This window comes from Sphingomonas sp. R647, from assembly GCF_020177055.1.
In the GTDB taxonomy this organism is placed as follows: Bacteria; Pseudomonadota; Alphaproteobacteria; order Sphingomonadales; family Sphingomonadaceae; genus Sphingomonas.
The window spans coordinates 240978-265983 of sequence record NZ_JAIQXT010000001.1; the positions used below are offsets into that span (position 1 = coordinate 240978).

The window sequence follows — 25006 nt, forward strand, 5'->3', positions numbered from 1 at the left end:
GCATGAGCGGGATTGCAGGTGCGATCTTTACCGACGCGCGGCCGATCGGGCCGGAACTGCTCGACCGCGTCGCCGGATCGACCTTCAGCCGCGGCTTTGACGGGGTCCAGACCTGGCATGACGACCGCGCGGGCTTTGTCCGATTTGCGCATGCGACGACCCCGCAAGCGCGCGGTGAGACCCAGCCCTTTACCGGCGCGGAGTCACAGATCGCACTGCTGCTCGACGGGCGGCTCGACAATCGCAGCGCGTTGCTCGCGCTGCTGGGTACGGACGGCGCTCGGCTGGCCGACGCACCCGACGGGTTGATCGCGCTCAAGCTGTTCGAGCTGGAGGGGCGTGAGTTCGTTCATCGGCTGGTCGGCGACTATGCGATTGCCGCGTGGCAGCCGCGCAAGCGCCGGCTCGATCTGTTCCGCTCGCCGATGGGGTGGCGGCCGTTTTTGTGGGCGTATGACGGCATTACCTTTGGCTTCGCGACCGAGCCGCGCGCGCTGATCCTGGGGCTGGGGTTCGAGCGCAAACTCAACGAGGGCGCGATCGGCGAGTATCTGTCTGCGCGCTTTGTATCGGAAACCGATACCTTGTGGGCCGGGATCGAGCGCGTGCCGCAGGGGGGCGCGATCGCCTTTGAGAATGGCCGCGTGTCGCGCTGGAACTGGCATGGCGGGCCATTCGAGGATCTCTCGAACCGGTCGCTCGAGGAGCATGTCGAGCGGCTCAATCACCTGCTCGACCAATCGCTTGTCGCGACCAGCCGCAGCGTCGGGCCGGTAACGGCCCAGCTATCCGGCGGGCTTGATTCCTCATCAATCGTCTGCCGCTCGACCGAGTTATTCCGCGCGGGCAAGCTCGATCATCCTGTCGGCGCGATCTCCGCGCGCTTTCCCGGCGAGCCGCATGACGAGACCGAATGGAGCAGCGCGGTCGAGGCGCATCTTGGCATCGCCGCCGAGGTGGTCGGCGCGCGGCGCTTTGATCCCGACGTTGCACGGCAATGGTGCGCCGACTCCTACCAGCTGCCGGTGCGGCCCAATGTGCTCGACTCGATGGGCGGGGTGCTCAAGGCGCTCAAGGCCGATGGGCGGCGCGTGCTGTGGACCGGCGAGGGCGGCGACGACTGGCTCAACGGTTCGCTGGCGCACTGGCCTGATCGCTTCATGGCCGGGCGCTGGGGAAAGCTGTTCCGCCATGGTGCGGAGCTGTGGCCCAACTCGCCCTGGCATGTGCAGGCGCGACGCACGCTGCACAGCACGGTGCTGCCACTCGCCAGCCGCAAGCATCGCGAGGCGTTGCTGACCCCGCATCTCGACTTCCGCCTCGACCGGCCCGACTGGGTCCGGCCCGAATGGATGGAGCGGATCGGGCTGGTCGATCGCTGGCAGCAGAAGATCGAACGCACCGGCTTGCGCGGTATGGACCAGCAGTCGCGCTACAGCGTCTTCTCGCTTGGACGGCGCTACACGATGGTCGACAGTGTCCTCGCCTTTGCCGAAAATCACGGGGTCGAGGTGCGCCACCCGCTGCACGACCGGCGGCTCACCAGCTTTTTCATGGGCGCAGGCGGCGAGCATTTGCGCAAGTTCAATACGCGCAAATTCCTGCTGCGCGAGGCAATGAAGGGCACGCTGCCCGAGAAGATTCGCCAGCGCCGAACCAAATCCTATTTCGTGTCGCATCAGGTCGACGCGATCGGCGCGTTGTTGCGGCAGAAGCCGGTACATGAGTTGACGGCGGTCAAGCTCGGCTGGGTGGTGCCGGAAAAGATCGCGGCGATGCACGCGCCGTTCGAGGCGTGGCGGCAAGCCGGTGGGCAGGGGCCGATCCCCGAAACCGCATGGGGCCCCGTCTGGTTCACGCTTGCCACCGACATGTGGCTGGAGCATGCCTTCGGGCTCAAAGGGTAAGCGATAATGGTGCAGCCGGTAGCGATCAACGAGACGACGATGCTGCGTCGCAAGGCTGCGGTAGTCGGCGCCGACGTGGCCGACGACGCGATCCTGCTCGACATCGATTCGGGCTATTTCTTCCAGCTCAACCGCACCGGTGCGAAGATCTGGGCATTCGTTGAGGAGCCGCAGACGCTGGGCGCGCTGACCGATCGCATGGCGGCCAGCTACAAGGTTGATGTCGACACCTGCCGCAGCGACGTGACCGAGTTTGTTGCCGATCTGATCGAGCGCGGTGTGCTCGAAGCCGAATAGGATCGAGCTTCAGCTTCTCGCGCGGTAGATCCAGCAATTCACCGCGAAACGGGAATCCGCGAACGCGCCGGACGCGCACTTGACTGGCATCACCTCATGCGGACCCCATGACGGGAAAACCACCAGGCTGTTGTCGTCTGGCGCGAGGTCGAGCCCGGCATCGCCGGGTGCCGCGCCGAGGCGATGGAGCCGCAGGGCGCCGCCCTCAAACCCCTTCGGCTGGCGGTGGAAATAATAGACTGCGCTCAACATCCGGTCACCCCGCGCGATTTCGCTGCTGGCATAGGTATCGGTATGGAGCGTGAAGTGAGCGCCGTCGTTGTGCGCTGCCAACTCCAGCTCGACTTCGCTGATGGCGAACGCGGTGGAGCGGAGCGCGGCGATCCAGCGCGGTGCTTGTTCGCGCAGCCGGGCGTCGAGCGCCGCCGCAAGCGGGCCAAGGTCGCGTAGCGTCAGCGCGCGCCGGAGTTCGGGATTGACTGTGCCGCCGTTCAGGCGGGCGGGCGTAAACCGTGCTTCATTTGCGAGCGCCCAGTCGAGCAGCGCGGCATGCGTGAGGACGTCAAGAAAGTCGACGATGCGTAGGTGCGGCAGGGTCGGCGCGGTCATCCCGTCGACCGCACCGGCATCGCGCGCTCGCGCAAATAGCGTAGCACCATCGCCTCACTCGCGCCATCCGCCTGGCGTCGCATCCGAGGCGTCTGCGGCTCCGCATCGCTGCCCAGATGGCGCAACACCGCGCAGACCGTGGCGGCATAATCGGCGGTCAGCGCCTCATAGGTCAGGCTGAGCGGGCGCACAGCCATCGCCGCGAACAGGTTGCGGAAATGGCCGTGACAGAAATCCGAATAGCTCATGATGCGTTCGATCCGTTCGATATCGAACGGCGCAGCGGCGGGCGCGTCATCCTGCGTCGCACCGGGGATCGATCGCCAGCGCCCGGTCTCAATCGCGAGCACCGCTGACACCGCCTGGCGCAACTTGTCTTCCCGCCACAGATGGACGAACGCGGGGTTCGGAAACAGCCGCGCGACATGGCCCGCCAGCACGCCATAATAATCTGCTGGAACATCAGATGGCGGCACATTGGCGAAGCGCTCAAGCTCGGGGTCCGCGTCGCGCGCGATCTCCTCGATGTCGCGCCAGAACAGCTTCACCCCCAGCGTCCCGTCGGGCGCGGTGCGATGGCGGCGGATTGCTGCGCTCAAGCTGTCGAAGTCGGGAGCATCCCACCGCCGTGCGAACGACGGGCGAAACCCGGCATGGAAATATTCGAGCGGGCAGCCCAGCCCGCCGGCAAAATAGAGAGCTTCGCCGAGGAGGGTGCTGCCCGATCGCGGATGGGTGCACAGCAGGACGGTGCGCAGGGGCGGCCCGTCCCAATCGGGATAATCATGGGCTGCCGATGCCAGATCATAGGGCGCAACGGCGGAAGCGCGATCGGAGATTTGCGTCATCCCGCGGTGCAGCCAGTCAACTTCCCTTTACGCCGCGTTATATCCGCGCGGGGCGGCATCAATCAGGGCGTCAGATTGCTCATGCCGTCGGTCGGGCGATAGGAAACACCCTCCGCCGCCTTGGCAGGGAGGAAGCTGGCAATCTCGGGCTTCACCCACTCTTCGGCCTCTGCCGGAGCGACGGTCTGCTCGTTCTGCGGAAGCTGTTCCATGAATACCCACCTTTTGATGAAGCTATTCGTTTACCACCGAACCATGATCGGTTCAATTCGCTGCCCATAAGCGTACGCGGTCTCGCTCATGCGCGCCGCCGACCTTGACCAGTTCACCCGCCTGCGTCTCCAGCGGCTCAGGGAACCGCCACAGTAGCGCGCCCCAACAAGACGCAGTTCCCGATTCCGGGCGATTCTCGTACCGCCCGACCCGATCCATCTCGAGCGCGATCCATTGGACGAGCCCATCGACCTGCCCACCCTGCGACGCGATGTCGAATTCGCGTCGCTCGGGCTTGCGTGGAACGGCAGTGGCGAAGTCGAAGCTGAACAAATCGACCGGGTCGCTGCACAGCGCCACCTGATCCATGCCGACGCGGATCATCTCATAGGGCGCGGCGAGGCGGTTGAACGCGCCGAGATCGAACCCGCTCACTTCGCCGAGGCGCGGCGCGCGGTCGCGCAGGTCGCGGGCGAGTGCAACGCGGATCGTGCCGCGCAGGGGAATGACCACGCCATTGGGGGCAAGCAACCGTGCGACCGCATGCTCATGGGCAGCGAGTACGCCTTCGCTCAACAGGTCGTTGCTGACGATCTCCGACACCAGAATGTCGGCCAGCCCGCCCATGTCGCGGGTCGGATCGAGGTCGGTCGAATGCTTGTTCACCACTGTTATACGGTCGGCGTAGCCGTTCGCCGCAACCACGTCGCGCGCCGCCGAGGCGATGGTCGGATCGGCCTCGCAGGTCACCACCGTCGCGCCCGCACGCGCCGCCATCATCGCGAGCAGGCCAGTGCCGGTGCCGATTTCCAGCACCCGGCAACCGGGTCTGATCGCGCGAAGCAGCGCCTGTTCATAGGCGTCGTTGCGTTGGCGATCGCGCGGGATCAGGAAGTGCCAGCTGAACACGCCATCGCTAAGGATCTCGGCGGCGGTGATGCCCGCCTCTCCACGACCGCCGGTCATCGCATGAACCTGTTCCGCCAGTGCGATTGCGCGGACCCGGTCGCCTGCCGCGATCATATGACGGGCGATCGCGATGAGTGCTCGGGGGTTGTCCGATGCCTTGGGCAACAGGGCAGAAAGCGCGGCTATGCGATCAGTCATCGTCCACGGTTAGCTGACTACGGCCGTCGCGCAACCATCGTCTGTCAGCAGCGGGCGGAGCAGCGCCTCGACGTTTGGCAATGCGGCATAGTCGCTGGGATAGACCAGCCGCCAGGCGGGACGGTTCTGTATCACGTCGCGTAGCCCCAATACTGCGTGAATACGTTCCTGAACGCTCGTGCCGCTCGGATTGAAGTGGATAATCTGCGGAACAATCAGCGTCATCGCCTCTGCAACATCCAGACGTTCGAGGCGTGGTTCGGACACCTCCGCACGCCGGTCAAGGAACACAAGTGCGCGCAGCGGCACCAATGGCGGCGGATCGCTTGCTGCGACCGGCGAGCGCCCCTTGCCGGTGGCGCTGGCGAGCGGGACGCTATCGTCGGACGATAGCGCCAGTCCATCGCGTGATTCCGGCCACAGGCACACGGTTTTGGCCCCCGCGCCCAGCATCGGTTTGGCCGGGGTCCACAGCAAGGCCGTATCGTCGCCCAGGATCTGCCAGCCGCTCTGAACCGTCAGCGCGGCGCAAAGCGTCGACTTGCCCGCACCCGACTGCCCCACCAGCAGCATCCCGCCGCCGTCCTGCATCAGTGATGCGGCATGGACCGCGATCGCGCCTTGCAGCATCGGCACGCGCGTAAGGACGCGCCGGAGCAGTACTTCGATTGCCGCCGGATCGGGCGGCATCGCGTCCACGACTAGGGTCATCACGCGCCCGTCGCGGTCGATCAGGAAGCTGCCGTCGAAGCGCGAGCGGATCAGCCAGCGGCCGTCTTTCTCGCCGATCCGCATGCGATAGCCGTTGCGCCATTCGTAGCTGACGACGTCATGTTCCACGGGCATGCCGACCTCGACGCGCAGGTCGAGGTCACCGGCCCAGCCGCCATCCGCTGCCTCGGCGGGAACCAGGCTGGGCAACACGATCGAGGATCGGACCAGAAGGCCACCAAAGCTGTAGAAATGGGTCACGTTTCTCTGTCTGGGCTCACGATCGCAGGCGGCGGATCGCCCAGCCGAACGGGCGGATCAGCGGATACATCCAGTCGAGCCGAGCGGGTAGCGCGAATGCGGCACGATCCTGCGGTGAACTGAGGTCGAAGGCAAGCTGACGGCCCCAGAAGGCGCGCGTTGGCTTCATCACATAAGTGATCGCCCGGCTCCACACGCTTCCGGCGATGAAGCGGCGCACAGAATTGCGTGGTTGTGCCTCATACCATTGCGGTCCGTCATGGAAGCGCGCGACGAGCCGGTTAAGCAGCCGCACGTCGATGCGTCGCCGTGCGCGCGCCAGCACCTCGGGGGGCACCGGTCGCGCCAGCCAATGGTGCAGTGCCCAGGCGACATGGAGCATCGTCCCATCCAGCCCGAGCGGGGCCGCATCATCGAGGACGTCGTCCCACGCTGCGTGGTGGTCGAGCACCGCCGCCAGATCTACCAGCCACAACAGTCGCTGCCACCCATGTCGGATACCGTGGACCGCGAGATAGACCGGCAGCCGTCGCCGGGCCATTGTCGGCACCGCTATCCCGGCGATCATCACCGTCTCACGCTCCGCCCAGAGCATCTCGAAGTCCCACGGCAGGAGCGTGTGATTGTCGCACAGCCGATCATGCAGCTCAACCAGGATGCGGCTCTCGCGATGCACCCAGCCGCTTTCCTTCGGGGGCTCGGTCGCGTTCGGATCGGCGGGCGACGCATGGATCGGCAGTTCATAGCCCAGCTCGCGCAAAATCCCTTCGGCATCTCTCGTCCGCGCCCGCTCGATCAGCACGTCGATGTCCCGCCCGCCGCGCGCGAGCGGGTCGCCATGGAGCTGAACCGACAGCGCAATGCCCTTGATGAAAAGGTGCCGGATGCCCGCGACATCCAGCGCCTGATTGATCCGCACCAACTCGCGTAGCCTTTGCATTACCCCCACCACATGCGCAGCATGCTCCGTATGGAGGGTTGCGAGGACGGGGGAGGGAAGGGCCCCGGTTCGCAGCAGCGCGGGAACGGCCAGGCCGATCAGACCGTGATGTGCGATGCCGCGATGCACGATGTCCCAGTGACGAACTTGTGCCCCAGCACGTTGCAACTGCGTCCTCGCAATGTCGCCCATTCCCACGATCCGCGCCGCTGCGAAGACGAAGCGCAACTCTGGCGAGAATTTCGGTAGGGGAGCTTCTTCAGCTTCTCGAGGCCGAGCCGCGAACACAAACATCATTTGCCCCTGTGACGGCCGCTAACTACCCGTCCTTTTGCAGCCTAGCGCGCGTGTGAGCTCGGCGCCACTCAGTGGCTCACCGCGGGCAAGTCATGACAGCCCCGACCGACGTCCTAACGCCGCGGTGCGACCGCATTTGTGCTTTTGAACTTGAAAAGCGGCCCGTCCGATAGTCGGCCCAAAATCTGTCGAGCTGGGTTGGGTATCAGCTGCCGATCAGAGCATCCTCAAATCGGCCATTGAAATTCGTTTTTCCACATCTTCTTATCTGCGGACCGTCAACCAACTGGCGTTGAATGCCCGTGATGGATCACCGGTTCAGCGCCGCCTTTTGCCATCAGAATCCCAGACTTCGACTGGCCCGAGGTCGAGGGCGCGAACCCCGGTCTCGATCTTCGCGCCCTAAAGCCAGTCATCCGGCCGGAGGATCGGCGACCCAGGAGTGGATTTCCCTCATGATGAAGGCTTCGATGATCCGCGGCGTGCGCAGTGCTAACTTGGAACAACGGTAGTGCCGCTGGTGCGTTAGCCCCCCCGCGCAGTGCCATAAGCGCGGCAGAACGTATCGACTGCCGCCGCGATCCGACTCTGATTGCGGACCGTATCATTCTCGCAGCCAAAGTGGCGCTCGAGGTCGCCCAGCCCCTTGCACATTGCGACGAACTGTTCCGCAGCCATCTCCGGGTCTTCCACGGTAATTTCGCCAGCATCGCGTAGCGCACACAAAAGGGCAGTGAAGGCACGCAGCATCTGGCGCGGCCCTGCCTCTAAAAACGCCGCTCCGATCGCGGGGTTCAGCTCCGTTTCGGCGGCGATGCGGCGATCAAACTGGACCATCTCGGGACGCGACATGAAGTCCATCATCGCCTTGCCGATCGCTTCGAGGCGGTCGCGCAGCGCCAGGCCCGGCATTGGCGCTATGCTGAAATGCTCCCCCATCCGGGCGCATTCGCGCTCCACTGCGGCCGCAAACAGGCCGCGTTTGTCCCCGAACTGATTGTAGATCGTGACCTTCGACACATGCGCCGCGACCGCGATCTGCTCGATCGCAGTCGCAGCAAAGCCGTGCGCGAAAAAGGATCGGGTGGCGGCGTCGAGGATTGCCTGTCGCTTGACGGGATCGATCGAGCGTTGCGCACGCGTAAGGGTTTTGCTTGACAGAGTGAACGGTCCCGTTCATTTGAACGCCAACGTTCAACGTAACCCGTTTCCGCGCCAGAGCGCAAGCATGGGGGCCGCGTCGCATGATCTGGATTGCCATCCGCATGCTCACCGGCGACGCGCAGAAATTCTATGGGCTGGTGTTCGGCATCGCCTTTTCGACCCTGCTGATCACGCAGCAGCTGACGATCTTCGTCAACTTGCTCGAACGCGGGGCGAGCGCGGTGTTCAACGTGCCGGCTGCCGATATCTGGGTGATGGACCGCGTCAGCCGCACCACCGACGTCGCCTATCCGATGCCCAGCACCGCGCTCGACAAGGTCCGCTCGGTCCCCGGGGTCGAATGGGCGGCGCCGCATCTGCGCGCGACCGCGTCGGTGCGCACCGGCGACGGCGACCTTGAGGGGGTGGCGATCGTCGGGGTCGATGATGCGACGCTGATCGGCCTGCCGCGCCGGATGGCGGAAGGGAGCATCGATGTGCTGTCGCGCCCCGATACGGTGATCATCGACGATGTCGGCACGACCAACATGTTCGAGGATGGCCGCAGCCCAATCGGCGAGCGGCTGGAGCTGAACGACCAGCGCGCGGTGATCCGAGGCATCGCCGACGCCGTGCCGAGCTTTACCAGCCAGGTCACGCTCTACAGCAAGTACAGCCAGGCGCTGCGCTACGTGCCGGGCACGCGCAACCGGCTGTCGTTCGTGCTGGTGGGGGCCGCGCCGGGGGTGGATCATCAGCAACTGGTCGCGCGGATCGAGGCCGAAACCGGCCTGCGCGCGCGCACTCGCGACCAGTTTGCGCAGGACGGCATCGACTTCATCGTCGAGAATACCGGCATTCCGCTCAATTTCGGGATTACCGTCGCGTTGGGCTTCGTCGTTGGCGTGGCGATCGTCGGGCTAACCTTCAGCCTGTTCATCCGCGACAATATCAAGCAGTTCGGGGCGCTGAAGGCGATCGGCGTTGCCAATGGCACGATCCGGCGGATGGTCGCGGCGCAGGCGGCACTGGTCGGCCTGATCGGCTATGGCCTTGGCGTTCTGGGCACGATCGCGTTCATCTGGAGCTTCTCCGCCGTCCCGACCTTCAAGGGCTTCTACATCCCCTGGCAGATCCCGTTGATTAGCCTCGCCGCAGTCGTGCTGATCCTTGCGCTCACCGGCTGGATCGCGCTGCGCCGCGTGCTCAAGACCGAACCGGCGGCGGTGTTCCGGTGAGCGACGCCGCCCCCTCCCAGCCCGCGATCCGCACGCGCGGGGTGACCCGCGACTTCATGGCGGGGAGCCAGGCGATCACGGTGCTGCACGGCATCGATGTCGACATTCGTGCCGGGGAGCTGACCTATCTGGTCGGGGAGAGCGGGTCGGGGAAGACCACGCTGATCTCGATCATGTGCGGCATCCTCTATCCGACGAACGGTGAGGTCGAGGTGTTCGGCACCGACATTTACCGTCTGTCCGATGCCGAGCTGGTCGCGTTCCGGCTGCGCAATATCGGCTTCATCTTCCAGCAGTATAATCTGATCCCGTCGATCGATGCCGCGAGCAATGCCGCGGTGCCGCTGATCGCGCAGGGGATGACGCGGGCCGAAGCGCGGGCGCGCGCCGTCGAAATGCTCGCCGCGCTCAACATCGCCGATCAGGCGGACAAGCTGCCCAGCCAGCTGTCGGGCGGACAGCAGCAGCGCGTGGCGATCGCGCGCGCGTTGGTCCACCGTCCCCGGCTGGTGGTGTGCGACGAGCCAACCGCCGCGCTCGATGCCCGCTCGGGCCGGCGCGTGATGGACCTGTTGCGCGCGGTGGCGGTCGCCCCCGACCGCGCGTGCATCATCGTGACCCACGACAACCGAATCTTCGATCTCGCCGACCGCATCCTCCGGCTGGAGGACGGTTCGATCACCCATGACGGCGCGCATATGCCGGAGGACCATTGATGCCCGACTGGAAACGGCTGAGCTTTGCCCGGACCATCCTGCCGCTGATCGCGGTGGCGAGCCTGGTGCTGGCCGCCCTGTTCATCTGGGGCGGCCTGCCCGACCGCAGCCCGAGCGCACCGCAACGCGAACCGGCCAAGGCCCCGCCTGCACTCGCCAATGCCGACCGGGTGGCCGGGGCGGGTGTGGTCGAACCGTCGAGCGAGACGATCGACATCGGTGCGCCGCTGTCGGGGCTGGTGATGGACGTCGCGGTCAGTCCGGGCGTGCGGGTGGTGCCGGGCCAGCCGTTGTTCTCGATCGACGACCGCGCGGTGCGCGCGCAACTGGCCGAGGCGCTGGCGGCGATCGGCGAGGCACGCGCCGCGATTGCCGAGGCGCAGAGCGCGCGGGCGACGGCGGAGCGTCAGCTTGCCTTGTATCGCGCAGTCGATGACCCCGCTGCAGTTGCACGCGCGGAAATCGTGCGGGTCGAGGGTGAAGCCGCCGCCGCCGCCCAGCGCGTCGCGCTCGCCCGCGCACGCCTTGCCGCGGCGCAGGCGCGGGCGGGGACGGCGCGGACCGAGATTGGCCGGCTGACGGTGCGCGCGCCGATTGCGGGGGAAATCCTGACCGTGAACATCCGGCCGGGCGAGTTTGTCTCGACCATGGGCGGTACCAGCCAGCCGTTCATCCAGATGGGCGCGACCGATCCGCTGCATGTCCGCATCGACATCGATGAGGAACAGGCCCCGCGCGTCGCGCTGGGCGCGGCCGCGATCGTCTCGCCGCGCGGTGCTGCAGGACGGCAAGTCGAAGCCCGCTTCGTGCGCGCCGAGCCGCTGATCGTGCCCAAACGCTCGCTGACCAACAGCGCGCAGGAGCGGGTCGATGTCCGCGTGCTTCAGCTGATCTACGCCCTGCCCGAAACCAACGGCGCGTTCCGCGTCGGGCAGCAGGTCGATGCGTTCATCCCGGCGCGCAAGGACGGCAAATGAGCCGGGGTAAGCGCCTTGCCGCGCTGGCCCTGTCTGCGGCGCTTGCGGGGTGCGTGGCGGGGCCTGCGCCCGAAATCGCGACGCCGACGCCGGAGCTGCCCGCGCGCTTTGCGATGATCCCGCCGGATACCGGCGGTGCCGTCGCCGACCTGTTGCCGAACACCGATCCGGGGTTCCTGCGGCTGTCGCGAGAGGCACTGGCGAGCGCGCCGACACTCGGCGAAGCGCTGGCGCGGATCGACGAGGCGCGGGCGCGGCTCGGGCGGGCGCGGGCGGAGGCGCTGCCGACCATCGGTGCCAATGGCGCGGTGACCGGCACGCGCAGCAACCCCGACCAGTTCGGCGCGAGCCTGCCCCCCGGCGTCGAGATCGCTGCCGAGCGGGCAAGCTATGCCGCCAACCTGACCGCGCAATGGGACGTCGACCTGTTCGGGCGCGTGCGGGCGCAGCAGCGCGCGGCACAGGCGCGGCTCGACGTCGCCACCGCATCGGCGCAGGCGGTGCGGATCGCGCTGGTGGGTGAGATCGCCGCGACCGTGATCGACTGGCGCACCGTGTCTGCCCGCCGCGACGCACTGACGGAGAATCTGGCGGCGGCCGAGCGGCTGGGCGCGCTGGCCGGGAGCCGGGCGCGCGCGGGGCTCGTCTCCGGCCTCGATCCGGTTCAGGCACGCGCGCTGGCGGAGACCGCACGGACGCGGCTGGCGGCGCTGGCGGGCGAAGAGGCGCGGCTGATCGGGCGGCTGACGACGCTGACGGCACAGGATGCGGACCGCGTGCGCGCGGCGCTGCGGATGCCGCCGCAGCCGGTGCTGGTCGACGCGGCGGAGCTGGCCCCAGCAGCGGTCACCTATCCCGCCCCGCCCACACTGCCCGCGACCTTGTTGCAGAACCGGCCCGACATTCTCGCGGCGGGGGCGATGCTGGAGGCGCAGGATGGCGAATTGGCGGCGGCGGCGCGGCGGCGGTTTCCCACCCTGCGGCTCGACGCGTCGCTCGGCCTGCTCGCATTCGGCCTGGGCAATCTGTTCGACAGCGACTCGCTGGTGGGCTCGCTCGGCGCCTCACTTGCCGCGCCGCTGCTCGATTTCGGGCGGATCGCGGCGGATATCGACGCGGCGGCTGCGGGCAAGCGCGCGGCGTTTCAGGCCTATCGCGGCGCGGTCTACACGGCGCTGGGCGAGGCCGAGGCAGCCTATGGCGTGATTGCCGCAGCCGACCGCGAGGAACTGGCGGCGCGGCGCGAGCTGATCGCGCTCGACCGCGCCGTCCGGCTGATCGCCGACCGCCAGCGCGCCGGGCTTGCCGATATGACGGCGCTCACCGAGGCGCGCCGGCAAGCGCTCGCCAGCCGCGAGCGGGCGGTGGCAGCCGAGGGCCGCGCCGCCCGCGCGCGCGTCGCGCTGTGGCAAGCGCTGGGCGGCGCCCCCACCGACGCGCTCGATAGTGCCGGGTGAGCCATTTGCGGGGATAGCGCGGATGTTCCTGTCATCCGGGAGACCGCGACGTCCCAATTGCAGAACACGTAGCGAAGAGCGCCATTTTCACGGCAGCGAGCCATGTCTCTTGAGAATTTTCGAATCTGGCTACGGCCCACAAGCGCCTGGGCTCGTTCGGGCATCAGCCGCGTGTCAGCGAGCGGCCGCTCGCCACACCGGCTCACACTTTGACGGCTTCGCCTGAGCGACTTTGCTTTGGCTCTCGTCAGCCCTGCCCTTGGCGCTGAATGAAGGCTGGCGGCACTCGCTCTGTGAGCCACACTTGGTTGCTTGTCAGAAAGAAGGGCTGGCCCGTTTCTGCGAGCGATGAAGCGGAGACGGTCAGGATCACCGGAGTGCCCCGCCGCTGCCCGACACGGGTTGCAGTTTCGAGATCCGGCGACAGGTGCACATGGTGGCGGCGCATCGGGCGCAAGCCTTCAATCAGAATGGCAGGCAGGAATCGCTCGACCGTCCCATGATAGAGAAACTCGGGCGGAGGGACTTGTGGCCAATCGAGTTCGACCGCGACCGAATGGCCCTGGCGTGCCCGGATACGCGCCGCATCGCCGGAAAGTTCAAAACGCTGCTTGTCGCTCTCCTCGACGACGCGCAGCAGGTTCTGCCAGTCACATGCGACTCCCGCCCCTGCGATCGCCCGCAAGACGTCATCGACATCGGTCCAGCCCTGCGGATCAAGCGTCAGCCCTGCCGCCTCCGGCTTGTGCCGTAGCCAGAGTGACAGCATCTTCGACAATTGAACCTTGTCCGGCATTACGTAACCTCCAGCACCTGCGCGGGAGCAAGACTCAATTTCTCTTCCGCCACCGCGTCGGTCGAGCGCGTAGTGCCCCGGGTCATGATCAAAAAGCCGCCACCACTCCAGCTGCGATATCGATACGCAGAACTCTTCCGCTCTGGTCGGCCAACAAGACGACGCCCGATTGATCGCCTGCGCGCGCAACAGGCGCGATCCTGGTCCCGCGTGCGACGCAGATCAGGGATGAGTCCTCACGATGCGATATCGTCATGTGCGCCGGTTTCTGCCCTGCAGTTGCCAATCGCGTTCTGACATTTCCGTCGCCATTCACAGCGGAGCCAATGGTCGCTCGGGCACGATTGAAATCGCCGCTTTGAAACGCGTCGGGAGTGGGGTCATTTTCGCAACGGACAGCCATGATTTTTGCGATTTCGCGCTCATCCCGGTCGGACCAAGCAACAAATGGCAGCTTGGCATCGCTTCGCAGATCATCGAGCGGCAGATAAAGTTGGCCCCACCACCACGACGATGGCGGCACGATCTTTTGATCTCTGCCTGATGCAAGTGGCCGCAGGATCTGTGCGGTAAGATCCTTGCCCTGGCTCAGCGTCCATTTCTCGAGCAATCCTTCGCGGCCAGGCTGTAATGTTCGTGTGATCCAGGCGGGTGCGTGCGCATCCTGAAAGAAGCTCACGACGCGTACGGATGGGGTTAGGGCGCAGGACCAGAGAAACTCGATCACAGGCATGTCGGCGCAGAGCTTGACCAGATCGATCGCGCCGATCTGGCCGCCGATCTGGACGAGCCACTGCCCCTCCGAGGTGACATCGTGGTACGCAACCAGGTCGAGGGTGCCGATCGGGTGGAAGCGTCGCGAGTGTGTCGAGAAGCGCGTAAGCCGCTTCACGCCGTTCGGCTGGCTGCTCATTCCTTGAACGAGGATGACATTCGGCCCGCTGCCGACCGCGACCAGTGCCTCGACCTCGCTGACATTGGCCTGCCACAGCAGCGTGCCATGGCGGTCGAGCAGCTGCATCAGATCATTCTGGCGGGACAGGAGCATGGTGCCGTTATGCAGCAGGCAGGCATGGACGACTGGCGACGCGGTCGCCGAAGGGGGCGGCAAGGTCCAATCGGTAGTTGGAGTTGGGGGCGCCGCATGGATCTTGCGCAGCTTGCCGAGATCCGCCGCCAGCACCTCGAGTGACGCCTGCTTGAGAAGGTGCGTCAATGTGCCCAGTTCGCGCTGGATGGGGCCGTTAGGGGCAAGTTCCAAACTCGCGCGTACGAAATTCTCAATGACGATGGGCGCGGGACCAGCCCAGAATGCGTTCTGCTCGGGAGCCTCGCGATTGATCAGTCGCATCATTGCGCTCAGGAAATCAATCGCATCCTCGCCCGGTCTTTTTCCTTCATGCAGGATCAGCGCCTGAGTGCTGGCGAGCGCGACGTCGGCCGCCGTGTTTCCGGTACGAGGTAGCTGCGGGAACGCAGCAAAGTCTCGGCCCGCCCACGGACCGGTCAGCAGCGCACGAACGATCAGTTCGCTGGCGCGCGCATCCTCGTCTGACGCTTCAAACGCGTCGCGCAACCACATCCTGCGCGCATCGATCAATGCTGCATTCGCGTCGTGGCGGCTTGCCACATCGTCAGTCACCTGGAGCGCGCGTAGCTGTTGGCCTGTCGCGACGAGCATATCGGTCCAGGCCTTCAAGACATAGGCGTGGAACTCGGGATGGCTGGTTCGACTGTCCTCTGCCAGTGCATCGAAGCAACCATTCCGGCGCGCCAATGCCAAAGCCGTGTCATGCTCTCCAGCCTTGTAGAACAGGCGAATGTACAGCGTCGGATTCAGCTTGGCGTCGAGCGCAAGCCTGGCCCCATCGGCGAACAGGCCGCCACGCTCGAGTGTCAGCACGGCATTCTGATGATCGCCCAGGAGTTGAGCGCGAATATAGGCGGCACGCCGGTAATCCCCCTGGCGTTCCAGCGTGTCAGCCAGCTGGAGGTAGCGCGACCGCAGGGCATGGAAACTCGCATCGCCGAGGATCGGCATGGCGACGCCGCCAAAACCGATATTGAAATCGAGAGATACGCGCATGCCCGGAAGGCGATTTGGGAAGAGCTTTCGTCCTGACTTTCCGTCCGGATTGCCCAGCTTGAGCGCCAGCTTGAGTGCGCCGTCGATATCGCCGGATTGCATCAACTTCTCGACCAGCTGCATCCGATTGCCGAACGCTGCGATCAACCCTTTGCCGAGGGGGGTGTGCCAGCGCACCCAGCCTGCCAAATTCTCGAGCACGCCCGGTTCGTTCTTGCTGCCGCCCGTTGCGCCGTCACCTTTTCCGCCAATGCCCGCATCACCGATCAGTCTGGCGGGCAGAAGCGAACCCAACGCCTGACGAAAGATCGCTCCAAGTTTGGTCCGCTCGTGCAAGGCTTGGAGTGCGCGGTCGGTTTCCTCAAACGCCGCGACGCTTTGCTGCCGGATTGGGACCGGCGCCTCAGTAACGCCTTCGGTGGCGCGGCTCGAAACGGTGTGCATTTCGCCGTCAGCTCGCGACATGGTTGAGCGGTGCACGGTGATCCTTGGCAGGTCCCACAGCATCAGCACCGAGACGGCTTCCAAGGCGTCGAGTATGATGCTGTGTGCCTGACCATTCCACCACAGCCTCAGCCGTCTGGGGGATGCGTGCGAGGGCGCGAAGCGGGGGCCATCGGCACCGCCCAGATAGCTTGCCAGCCACTCGCCATTCCGGGTCAGCGGCAGTGCCGCAGCTATCGTGCACGGGTCGATCTGAACCGGCCGATCGAAAGTCACGACGAAAATCGAGACGTGCGGATCGTCGCTCAACCTGCCTTGCCAGATACCCGATACGTGATCGCGCACGCGGCGCAGCGGGGCGGGGTCCCACTCTCGATCTCCGATCACGACGATGCCGTCGAGTGCGGTGCCCAGAGGAATCGTGGGCTGCAGTGGGAATGCCGGGCCGAGTGCCGCCCGGCTGCGGACAGCGGCGAAACTGCGGTCAGCCATGGCTCGCGAGATCCGGGTCGATGTCGATTGCCGCGGAGGCAAGTCCGGCGAGATCGAAGCGCGAGCAGCGGTGCGGGCCATCACGATGCTTGTTGTACCAGAGCAACTCCGCCGGCGCGCCATCGGCATCGACCGTAACTGCCCAGATTCCGTCATCGGCTATCTGGACCTGCGCGATATCGGCCGCGTCGTCACCCAGTCTGAGCAACGAGCGATGCGCTTTGGGCGTAGCACCTCGTGTCTGCGTACCATCGTCGTTGAATGTAACGCTCTTCATGACGCCTTCGCCGCCCGACCGGGCGTCCGACCAGATGGTCGCGGTCAAGTCCCCGTCCATCACCTTTGCCATCAGCGGCGTGTCATGCGGTGCCACGTCGAAGGTGCGGTTGGCTTCACGCCCCGCCACCGTCCACACATTCGGTCGAACGCTGTAGGCGAGGCTGCTGTGCGAACCCGAATAGGCCATTCCGAACAACTCTTTGGGAACGAGCGGATCGCCGTGCTCCGGATAGGACGCAACCATCGTGTTGTTCCTCCGCATAACTTTGAGCGACGCGGTCAATTCACCCTGGTCCCGGATGACGCGATGCACACCATTGGCGTGCAGGATCTGCGGGCGGTTATGCAGGACCTGAAAAACGCGTTCGTGATCCTGCGCTCCAAATGCGACGCCGAACTCGCGGTGATGGGTGGAGTAGAATCGCAGTCCTGGGCCATCGAATAACGGCGGTAGCGCATAAGCGGGCTGACGCTTGAACAGGTGCTGCACGGTAGCTGGATGCGACTGCACTTGCCGCGCCGTGATCGGGTTCATCCTGAGCGACAAATCGACTGAGGTCAGGATCAGCATGTCGCTGCCCGATCGTGCTGTCTGCAGTAGCACCGCAAGGTAATTTTTCGCGCGGAGGCTGATGCCCGCGAGCTTCGTATCGGCTTCGATCCGCAGGAAGTAGCTTTCTTTAACTTTCGACGCGCCCCCGAAAATCAGGATCAGTACGCCATGTTTGAGGCGCACAATCCTCGCTGCTGTGTGCGGCATGAGGAGATAGCGCGGTTCCCAACCGACTGGCTGCGCCGTCTTCGGGAGCTGGCCGGACGGTCGCGCGACCGGTTTGATGGGTGCGAAAGGCTGATTGAGCGCTGACAAGCACACCGTGTCGGAGGGAAATTCAATGAGTGCCCGCTGAACATCCCGGCCGCCACGTCGAATTGTGATCTCCGCCGTTCGGGGCGCCGCGTCACTTTGGGGGAGCAGCGAAAAAGCCAGCGCCCGGCCCGAATGGTGTACGGCACGGGGTGATCGCTCCGTTGACCGCCTGTCGCTTGCGCCGACCACCCAATCGATGTGCCGCGCGCTCGGCGCAGCAATCGTATCCGAGGTCAGGCGTTCCCAGCATTGTTCCGCGGCGATTACATCGTCGATGCTTGCCTCGACATAGCTTGCGGCGCGCAGAAACCGCTTGATCGTGTTCACCGACAGGCTGTCGAACCAGATGGCACCTTCTGTGCGTGGCAGAAAACACCAGTGGAACGCGGCGCCACGGGTCGCCGCAATGCGCGCCATGAAGAAGATCGTGGCCAAAGCGAGGATGCGGCCGTGCCCCAGAAGGCCGGGACCAACCGAAATCATCAGCCGATAAACCGGCTTTACGCCGGGGTCTGAATATTCCCGCTCCAAGTAGAGCGCTTCCGATTCCGCTATTCGGCGCAGAAACTCGAGCGGGGCTTCGCTGCGCAGGAGCAACTCGCTCTGCACGATATGCGCGATGTCGCCGCGCGTCGTGATGCTGCCCAGCCCTTCGAAATTTCCCTGCGGACGCAGTTCGGTCTCGTCGAATCCAGCCAGCAAGCGCTCAAATTGCGCGAGCTGCCCGTGCATTAACTGGCGCAATGGCGTCGATAACTGCTCGAACACTGGCAGAAAGATCGCATAGGCAGCTGGCAGCGGCCGACCCGATATGGCGGCGCCCGAGGTCATGCAGCGATGCGCCACGCGCGATACGGCTTCAGTTCGCCAATTGCGTACAGGTCGGCGTGATTAGAGATTGTCGCCGCGTCATCGAAGCGCGGTACGAGAATGAGCGGCGCGCGCGCAGAATGGGCCGATAGCAACGCGTCCCGCATGGCCGCGCGCGCGATAGCCGGCGCTGCGGATTCCACTCCCACCGGCAGCCACCAGCCGGGGGCCTCCGGGTACAAAGCGACGCCGCCCAGATTCGGTAGAAACAGTTCAGGAGGATTACGCTCTGCGATCAGCGAGGCAGCAAATATCGCGATCCAGTCCTCGCCATGAGCGACCCGCAGATCATCGAACAGCCGAGACTTGCTTGCCAGGCGCTCGATGACCCTTGCCACGGCACCACTGCCACAAATGATCTGCGCTCCGACCTCCTGAACCGGCGCGATGCGGCGCCAGTGCATCAGTCGATCCTGCCGGGAAGGTTGCCTTCCCATGGGCGCGCCGATGGAGGTGCTACTTTGGCGACGACTGGATTGGCCGCTGGGGGGACGGAGTCGCGATGCGGCGACATGGATGCCGCGCTCATCGTTTCGGGCGAGGCGGCTGGGGCAGTGGGGGCGTCCAGCACGCTCTGGATGCTGGCGCGCAAGACGCGAAGGGATTGGGGCAGCGTATCGCCCGCGAATGCCGCGTCGATCCGCGTCAACATCGTTTCCAGCCGCACAAGCCAGATTTCGTGTAACCGATCCGTCGCCAACGCGGGGCGTTCCTCAAGCAGCAATGTCGCTTGCTCGGTCAGCTTTGCGGCGTGTGCGGTGGGGCCGTAGGTTGCCTGGGCGACGCTATCGACCAGCACTGGATTGAAACTCTCCTTCAGCTCGGCATGGAGCAACTCGCTTGCCTCAGCCTGCTGTGCCTTGTCCTGCACCAGATAGGTGACCGGCCAGAGATCCTGAGGCCCGGCCGATTTCGCGCCCCTTAGAAGCGCGGCCGCCGCAACCAGCTTTTGTGCCTTCACGATCTTGCGGTCGGACAGTGGTACGCCGATGAGCCGCATCTTGCGGACGACATGGGCAAACAAGTCGGTCACCTCGCTCATGTCGATGTCGAGTGACGCCCGGTGCAGGTCTGCGATCACCGAGGTATTGAGCGGTGGCGGCGGATCAGTTTCCTCGATGTTCATCCGCCAGCCTGTCCTGAGCAAAGCGGGCAGGTCGCCGTCGCCGACCGGATCGACAAACATGGTCAGCAGGAAACGGTCGGCAAATGCTGCGAGCGTCGTATCCTCCGGTAATGCGTTGGAGGCAGCGATGCACGAAATCAACGGCGTCGTGACGCTGAACTGCCCGCGCCGATAGGTGCGTTCGTTGAGTATCTTCAGCAGTGTGTTGAGGATCGCGGTGGAGCCAAGAAAGATCTCGTCGAGAAACGCCACCTCGGCCTGAGGCAGCATGCCGCTCGTCACCGGTTCGACGCGCCCTTCCTTAAGCGCATTGAGGTCGAGTGCCCCAAACAGCTCCGATGGTTCGGTAAAGCGCCCGAGCAGGTACTCAAACGTGTTCGCTTCGATTGCCCCGGCGACCGCTTGCACCGCGGCGGACTTGCCAGTGCCGGGAGGGCCGATCAGCAGGACATGCTCGCGCGCCACAAGCCCAAGCATGACGAGTTCAAGCAAGGCACGCCGCGCGACGAACCGCGCGCTCAGGCGATCAATATGCAGCCTCAGCGTGGCAGCCGCTTCCACGCTTGCAGCATCGCGAGGTTCCGAGCTGATCATCATGCCTATTACGCCCCCTAACCCTCTGCCTTTTGCCGACATTGCAGTCTCAGGCAATCCCATCGCTGGCCGTCTGCTTACATGATCCGCTGTGACGTGACCCCCAGCTTTCATCCAGTCAGGACCAGAGACCGGGGCTTTTGTTGCGCGAGTGCGCGGGTGGAGCAAGAGGAGAGCAGATCGGCGGTGCTCATCAGCGATGTCCGCTATCGCTTGCCCCTGGCCTGAAAGCCGTTCCTAGGCTTAGGGTCAGCTCAGATAGCCGCCCCAGAACCGGGTGACGAGACGCTCGGCAGGCGCGTGCAGTGAAGCACCGGCGATTGTCGATCGCCTGCACGATGTCTCCCTGTCGATTTGGGAGCTCCAGCGTCGCCGACGGAGTCGAGGAACCGGCCTCTTGCTGAACCCGCTGAATCTGGTCGGCCAGCCGCGCGATGGGTTCCCATCCGTCCATGGGCCTGAACTGGCCGACGGAACCGTATTAGTCGATGCTGTGATCGACGAAGTGCTGCGGCTGGAGGGCCCGGTGCGGGGGCGTCGGGCGCGTTGCTACCGCGGATGTGGTGAACGGCGATCATCGGATTGCGTCGGGCGATCTCGTCTACCGCATGCTTGCCGATGCCAATCGCGATCCGGATCGGTTCGACGACCCCGAGCGCTTCGATCCCGCGCGTATGGCGGGCGGGCATCTGGCGTTCGGATCGGGGATGACGCACTGCCTCGGCGCGCATCTGGCTCGGCTGGAGGCGCGCATCGTACTCGACCGGCTGCGCCCGCTGCTCGTCGGCGCCACCCGGGCTCCGTCCGATGACTGGAGCCCGGTACGGCTGTTGCGCCAGCGCAACAGCCTGAGGATCGCCTTCTGATACTGCGCGGTTGATCCGGTCAGCGCTCGGCACGGATCATTGCGATGCGGCGTGCGAACTCGGCTTTCACTTCCGGGGATGCGCGCGACGCCTGAACCAGCGGCACCAGTCGGGTCGATCGCTGGTCGAATTCGGCGATCAGGGTGGTGAGACGCTCCGGGTCATAGTCGACCAGCTGGCCGAACTGCCCTGCGAGCGACACATCGTCCGGCAGCGGTTCGGGGGCCGGCCAATGGTCCTTGAGCCACGCAACTGCGGCGGCGGTGCGCTTCATGCGATATGTCAGGCCCTCGATGCGGGTGTTCGGGGCAAATGCGACCTGTACGGTCAACGGCGCGTCGGCGGCGATCGCAGGAACGACAATGCGGGCGGTGAGCGCGCTGCCGTCATAGTGCCAGCTCCCCTCGCTCGGACCGTCGGATCGCGAATAGGTGGCGCCGTTCACCGTGACACGCGTGGGCAGCGTCGCCGCGGGGAACTCGATCGTGATCTGGCGCGCCGCTGCCATGCCGGGATAGCGCCCCTCGCGCGGATGGACGGTGAGCTGTGCCTGCCCGGTGTCGCGCGCGCTGGTGATCGGGGTGAAGCTGTAGGCATCGCCGCGATAGCCTTCGCTATCGCCGGCATCTTCATAGAGGCGGGTGCGGGCGGTGCCGCCCGGCAGGACGCGCAGGACGAGCTTGCTGCCGTCGACCTGTTGCAGGTTCTGCATCGATGGCGGGTTCATCGGGATGACCGCGCCGGCGCGTACGAACAGCGGGATTTCGTTGAGCAGATAATCGCGCACGATGGCGCGGTCGCCCGACAGGATCTCACCGCGATTGCTGTCATACCATTGACCCGGCGGCAGCCAGATCGAGGTCTGGGTGACGCCGTCTTTCCCGGCCTTGGTCACGGGAGCCAGCAGCATGTCGTCGCCGAACATATACTGCCCGCGTTCGGCATAGGCCTGCGCCTGATCGGGCCATGCATAGTATAGCGGGCGCAGGATCGAGACGCCGGTGTCATAGGCCTGGCGCGAGGCGGTGTAGATATAGGGGGCGAGCTGATAGCGCAGCGCCACGGTGTCGCGCAGCGTCGAAAGTACCTCGGGCGAGAAGCGCCACGGCTCCTTGCGCAGATTGCCGTCCTTCGCCGAATGGGTGCGCAGGATCGGGCTGAACGCGCCGAACTGCATCCAGCGGACATAGAGTTCGGGGTCGATCTTGCGCTGCTCGGGGGCCAGGCCGTCGGCGAACATGTGGCCGCCAATGTCGTGGCTCCAATAGCCGTACAGGACATTCGACGCGGTCGCTGTGAAATAGGGCTGATAGGCGAGCGAGTCCCAGGTGATCACCGCGTCGCCCGAAAAGCCGATCTGATAGCGGTGGTTTCCGAGGCCGCCCCAGCGGTGATAGATCAACGCGCGATTGGCATCCGCCTGCTGCATCCGGGTGTAGAACAGGTGGTTGAGCCACCAGGTGTTCGACAGGCCGGGCATCAGTTTCGAATCCGGCCATTGCTGCCAGTCGAGCCACCAGAAATCGACGCCCTGCGCGGTCAGCGGGTCGAGCGTCAGCTTGAACCAGTTGTCGACGAAGCGGCGGTCTGCGCCTTCGAACGGGACCGCCTTGCCATCGGTGACGCCCATCGCCTTGGCGAACGCCGCATAGGTCTCCTCGCGCGGGGGGATGCCCGAGGCGGGGTGAAGGTTGAGCGTCGCCTTGACCTTGCGCTGCTCAAGCCAGCTCAGGAAGCGCTTGGGATCGGGGAACAGGCTGCGGTTCCAGCTATAGCCGGTCCAACCGACGCCTTCGCCGACCTCGTCCTTCACGACATAGCGGGGGTCCCAGCTCAAATCGTCGGTGCGGTGCCAGTCCATGTCGATGACCAGCACGTCGAGCGGGAAGCCGGTGCGGTCGAGATCGCCGACCAGATCGCGCAGCTCGCGGTCGGAGTAATTCCAATAGCGCGACCACCAGTAACCGAACGCAAAGCGCGGCGGCATCGGCTGGCGGCCGGCGACTTTGGCGTAATCGCCGAGTGCGGCGGTGTAGTCATGGCCGTAGCCGAAGAAATACAGATCCTGGCAGTCGCCACAGGCGCGCTTCTGTACCCAAGGGGCTTGGCGGTCACCGTCGAACACGAACGAACTGCTGTCATCAACGACATGCCAGCCATCGCGCGAGATCAGGCCCTGGCCGAGGTCGAGCCGGGTGCCATTGTCGATCTGTCGGTCGCCCGAATAGCGGTCGAGCGTGCGCGCGGTGCCGTGGAGATTGCCTGTCGCGGCAGTGCCGGGACTCCAGCTGAACGCGGGCTTCAGCGTGCGCGACCGGACGCTGAGATTGGTGGCGGTGAAGCGCCCGCTGTCGAGCGTGTAGGACAGTTCGAGCGCATCGGTGCGGATCACCAGCCTGCCGTTCTCGACCGTCGTGGTGAAGCGCGGCACGGGCTGCTCGCGGTCGATGAACACCTGTGACGGCGTATCGACGAAACGGGCGGTGGGCGACCATTCCATGCGGATCAGCCCCGATGTCAGCACGGTGAACCGTGCCTGCCCGCGAGTCACGGTGGCGGCAGCGGCGGCGCGGCCCTCCATCTCGAGCGACTTGGCCGCGACCGGCGTCGCCAGCGCCAGTGCCACTGCGCTCAAGCCGAACGCGACCCACGCTTTCCCTGTGCTCAAACGGCCTCTCCTTCGATCCTGCTGTGATGTTGGTTTCCGGCCGGCTGGACGCCGAAGCGCCATGCAATCTGGTTGCGATAGACCTGCCCCGGCTCCAGCCGCACCGATCCGAACTCGGGGCGATTGACGGTGTCGGGGAATTGCTGGGGCTCGAGCGCGATGGCGTCGCCCATGCGAAGCATTCGCCCGCTTTTGTTGACCGAGCTGCCGTCGAGGAAATTGCCCGAATAGAATTGCAGGCCCGGCTGGGTGGAATGGACCTCCATCACCCGGCCCGAGACTGGGTCGAGGACGTGCGCCATCAGCCGCAGATGATCGGCGATGTCGTGCGCGACGACCCAATTGTGATCATAGCCGCGCCCGATGCGCAGCTGCGCTTCGCCTGCATCGCGGACGCGTGCAGCGATCGGCATGGGCGCGCGGAAGTCGAACGCGGTGCACTCCACCGGGCGCAGCTCGCCGGTCGGGATCGCGGTTGCATCGGTGGGCAGGTAATGGTCGGCGGGGATGGTCAGGATATGGTCGAGCGCGCTCCTGCCGCTGTCTTCGCCGGCGAGGTTCCAGTAGGCGTGGTTCGACAGCGCGACGACCGTGACCGCATCGCTGACCGCGCGATAATCGACATGCAGGGTGTTGGCGGCGTCGAGCGCGTAGCGTGCGGTGACATTCAGCGTGCCGGGATAGCCCTGATCGCCGTCCGGGCTGACATGGCCCAGCGTAACCGAGGCCGCGCCTTCGGTGTCCAGCGCGAGGACTTGCCAGTTCGCCTTGTCGAACCCCTGATCGCCACCGTGCAGCGAGTTGGGGCCGTTGTTGGTCGGCACGCGATATTCGGTACCATCCAGCATGAAGCGCCCGCCCGCGACACGGTTGGCAAGGCGACCGACCGTCGAGCCCATGAACTGCGGCTGATCGACATATTCGGCGAGCGTCGCATGGCCGAGCGCCACGTCGCCGAGCTGCCCCTCACGATCGGGGACGCGCACCGAATGGATCGCCGCGCCATAGGTGAGGATCGACGCCTCAACCACGCCGTTGCTCAACCGTATCAGTTCGACTCGCGCGCCGTTCAGCATGCCGAAATCGGCGCGGTCCACAGTGAAATTCATATGCGGCTCCCGACCGCGATAAACGGTCTTTCCTGTTGGACTGATTTATATGATAAAAGACAGGAAAGGTCGAGTGGGCGATTTGAC

Annotated in this window: 21 protein-coding genes and 1 pseudogene; 8 read left to right on the forward strand and 14 right to left on the reverse strand. The window is 65.3% G+C overall.

The features are described 5' to 3' along the window. Positions 1-2 precede the first annotated feature (2 nt). Entirely contained in the window at positions 3-1907 is a 1905-nt protein-coding gene (locus K9B35_RS01005; protein ID WP_224919945.1) for an asparagine synthetase B family protein, read from the forward strand. A 6-nt stretch (positions 1908-1913) separates the two neighbouring features. Continuing rightward, entirely contained in the window at positions 1914-2204 is a 291-nt protein-coding gene (locus K9B35_RS01010; RefSeq protein ID WP_224919946.1) for a PqqD family protein, read from the forward strand. Positions 2205-2213: 9 nt separating this feature from the next. On the opposite strand, the gene K9B35_RS01015 is transcribed toward K9B35_RS01010, so the two are convergent. From K9B35_RS01015 to K9B35_RS01045, 7 genes are all read right to left on the reverse strand, one after another. After that, the gene (locus tag K9B35_RS01015; protein ID WP_224919947.1) at positions 2214-2813 is read right to left on the reverse strand and encodes a 2OG-Fe(II) oxygenase; all 600 of its coding nucleotides are present in this window, start codon (positions 2811-2813) and stop codon (positions 2214-2216) included. Beyond that, entirely contained in the window at positions 2810-3661 is an 852-nt protein-coding gene (locus K9B35_RS01020; protein WP_224919948.1) for a Stf0 family sulfotransferase, read from the reverse strand. Before K9B35_RS01020 ends, K9B35_RS01015 begins: the two co-directional genes overlap by 4 nt. A 62-nt stretch (positions 3662-3723) precedes the next feature. After that, positions 3724-3873 carry a hypothetical protein gene (locus K9B35_RS01025; RefSeq protein ID WP_224919949.1) on the reverse strand — a complete coding sequence of 50 codons (150 nt, stop codon included), beginning with the start codon at positions 3871-3873 and terminating at the stop codon, positions 3724-3726. Positions 3874-3925: 52 nt separating this feature from the next. Continuing rightward, a complete protein-coding gene (locus K9B35_RS01030; RefSeq protein ID WP_224919950.1) occupies positions 3926-4981 on the reverse strand; it encodes a 50S ribosomal protein L11 methyltransferase in 1056 nt (351 codons plus the stop codon). Positions 4982-4990: 9 nt separating this feature from the next. After that, positions 4991-5953 (reverse strand): hypothetical protein, encoded by a 963-nt coding sequence (locus tag K9B35_RS01035; RefSeq protein ID WP_224919951.1) that lies wholly within the window; start codon positions 5951-5953, stop codon positions 4991-4993. Positions 5954-5969: 16 nt separating this feature from the next. Then, a complete protein-coding gene (locus K9B35_RS01040; RefSeq protein WP_318245944.1) occupies positions 5970-7190 on the reverse strand; it encodes a nucleotidyltransferase family protein in 1221 nt (406 codons plus the stop codon). A 525-nt stretch (positions 7191-7715) separates the two neighbouring features. Further along, positions 7716-8237, reverse strand: a complete 522-nt coding sequence (locus K9B35_RS01045) for a TetR/AcrR family transcriptional regulator (protein WP_224920486.1) — start codon at positions 8235-8237, stop codon at positions 7716-7718. Here K9B35_RS01045 and K9B35_RS20245 point away from each other — a divergent pair. From K9B35_RS20245 to K9B35_RS01070, 5 genes are all read left to right on the forward strand, one after another. Further along, positions 8211-8348, forward strand: a complete 138-nt coding sequence (locus K9B35_RS20245; RefSeq protein ID WP_224919953.1) for a hypothetical protein — start codon at positions 8211-8213, stop codon at positions 8346-8348. The genes K9B35_RS01045 and K9B35_RS20245 overlap by 27 nt on opposite strands. A gap of 86 nt (positions 8349-8434) precedes the next feature. Further along, on the forward strand, positions 8435-9571 hold the full coding sequence (locus K9B35_RS01055) for an ABC transporter permease (protein ID WP_224919954.1): 1137 nt from the start codon (positions 8435-8437) through the stop codon (positions 9569-9571). Then, on the forward strand, positions 9568-10287 hold the full coding sequence (locus tag K9B35_RS01060) for an ABC transporter ATP-binding protein (protein ID WP_224919955.1): 720 nt from the start codon (positions 9568-9570) through the stop codon (positions 10285-10287). Before K9B35_RS01055 ends, K9B35_RS01060 begins: the two co-directional genes overlap by 4 nt. Next, positions 10287-11264, forward strand: a complete 978-nt coding sequence (locus K9B35_RS01065) for an efflux RND transporter periplasmic adaptor subunit (protein WP_224919956.1) — start codon at positions 10287-10289, stop codon at positions 11262-11264. The genes K9B35_RS01060 and K9B35_RS01065 overlap by 1 nt, the downstream gene beginning before the upstream one ends. Beyond that, on the forward strand, positions 11261-12721 hold the full coding sequence (locus tag K9B35_RS01070; RefSeq protein WP_224919957.1) for an efflux transporter outer membrane subunit: 1461 nt from the start codon (positions 11261-11263) through the stop codon (positions 12719-12721). Before K9B35_RS01065 ends, K9B35_RS01070 begins: the two co-directional genes overlap by 4 nt. A 247-nt stretch (positions 12722-12968) precedes the next feature. On the opposite strand, the gene K9B35_RS01075 is transcribed toward K9B35_RS01070, so the two are convergent. The 5 genes from K9B35_RS01075 to K9B35_RS01095 all read right to left on the reverse strand — a co-directional run bounded on the left by K9B35_RS01075 (position 12969) and on the right by K9B35_RS01095 (position 20318). After that, positions 12969-13517: an RNA 2'-phosphotransferase gene (locus K9B35_RS01075; RefSeq protein WP_224919958.1), complete on the reverse strand. Its 549-nt coding sequence runs from the start codon at positions 13515-13517 to the stop codon at positions 12969-12971. An 88-nt stretch (positions 13518-13605) separates the two neighbouring features. Next, on the reverse strand, positions 13606-16539 hold the full coding sequence (locus K9B35_RS01080; RefSeq protein ID WP_224919959.1) for a tetratricopeptide repeat protein: 2934 nt from the start codon (positions 16537-16539) through the stop codon (positions 13606-13608). Further along, positions 16532-18517, reverse strand: a complete 1986-nt coding sequence (locus K9B35_RS01085) for a hypothetical protein (protein ID WP_224919960.1) — start codon at positions 18515-18517, stop codon at positions 16532-16534. Before K9B35_RS01085 ends, K9B35_RS01080 begins: the two co-directional genes overlap by 8 nt. Then, complete coding sequence (locus K9B35_RS01090) at positions 18514-18960, reverse strand: hypothetical protein (protein ID WP_224919961.1); 447 nt, start codon at positions 18958-18960, stop codon at positions 18514-18516. The genes K9B35_RS01085 and K9B35_RS01090 overlap by 4 nt, the downstream gene beginning before the upstream one ends. Further along, the gene (locus tag K9B35_RS01095; protein WP_224919962.1) at positions 18960-20318 is read right to left on the reverse strand and encodes an AAA family ATPase; all 1359 of its coding nucleotides are present in this window, start codon (positions 20316-20318) and stop codon (positions 18960-18962) included. The genes K9B35_RS01090 and K9B35_RS01095 overlap by 1 nt, the downstream gene beginning before the upstream one ends. Before the next feature lie 506 nt (positions 20319-20824). Here K9B35_RS01095 and K9B35_RS01100 point away from each other — a divergent pair. Then, positions 20825-21142 (forward strand): annotated as a pseudogene (locus tag K9B35_RS01100) (cytochrome P450); the annotation flags it as partial. 19 nt (positions 21143-21161) lie between these two features. Here the strand turns inward: K9B35_RS01100 and K9B35_RS01105 are convergent. After that, on the reverse strand, positions 21162-23810 hold the full coding sequence (locus K9B35_RS01105; RefSeq protein ID WP_224919964.1) for a glycoside hydrolase family 31 protein: 2649 nt from the start codon (positions 23808-23810) through the stop codon (positions 21162-21164). After that, entirely contained in the window at positions 23807-24919 is a 1113-nt protein-coding gene (locus K9B35_RS01110) for an aldose epimerase family protein (RefSeq protein WP_224919965.1), read from the reverse strand. The genes K9B35_RS01105 and K9B35_RS01110 overlap by 4 nt, the downstream gene beginning before the upstream one ends. Positions 24920-25006: the final 87 nt, after the last annotated feature.